Below are 651 nucleotides of genomic sequence, written 5' to 3'. Positions count from 1 at the left end.
CCGGCAGTGCACGCCACGCGCCGCGGCGCGCTGCAGTGCCTGAACGATGGCCTCACCGACCGCATCGTCGAACATCAGGTAGTACAGCAGGTGGACGCGTTCGCGCGCCTGGTCGATGTCTTCGATCAGCGCCTGCAGCGAAGCGTCGTAGTTGTTGAGCAGATCCACCGCGTTGCCGTGGATGGGCATGAAATCGCCCTGGCGCTCGATCAGCGGCACGATCTCGGCGGTGGCGGTATCCGGCGCGGGCGTCCAGCGCAGCGGCGGCTGCAGGGCCTGTTCCTCGCGGATCACCTGGGACGCCTCGGCCTGGCGCTGCACGCGCTGGCGCGACAGCCAGGGGTGGCCGAACAGCAGGTACAGCGGCAGCCCGAGCAGCGGCACGAAGCCGACCAGCAGCAGCCAGCTGCGTGCGGCACCGGGCGTGGTGCGGCTGGGAATCCAGAACAGCGCGGCCAGCCGGATCAGCCAATCCAGCATCAACAACCACGAACCCAGCAGCCACTCGAACAGCATCGCGTCGCCCGTCGGGAGGGGAATCGCATTCTGCCATGGGTCGCTGCATGCAACCGGTCATGCCGGGTGCGGGCCCGGGCGCGGCCCATGAAAAAACCCGCCACGAGGGGCGGGTTTTTTCGGGAAGCTCAAGCA

The 651-nt window shown here is 68.2% G+C and carries 1 protein-coding gene; it reads right to left on the bottom strand.

Annotated elements, in window-relative coordinates; translation table 11 throughout:
• Positions 1 to 516, bottom strand: a 516-nt coding sequence (locus AAE045_RS23665) for a PLDc N-terminal domain-containing protein (protein ID WP_455549750.1), incomplete at its 3' end; no start/stop codon positions are given.
• Between the last annotated feature and the right edge of the window lie 135 nt (positions 517 to 651).

Origin of the sequence: Dryocola clanedunensis, assembly GCF_038405435.1 — a bacterium.
Classification (GTDB): Bacteria; Pseudomonadota; Gammaproteobacteria; order Enterobacterales; family Enterobacteriaceae; genus Dryocola; species Dryocola clanedunensis_A.
Note: the sequence above shows the minus strand (reverse complement) of the source record. Positions and strands in the feature narration are given on the sequence as shown.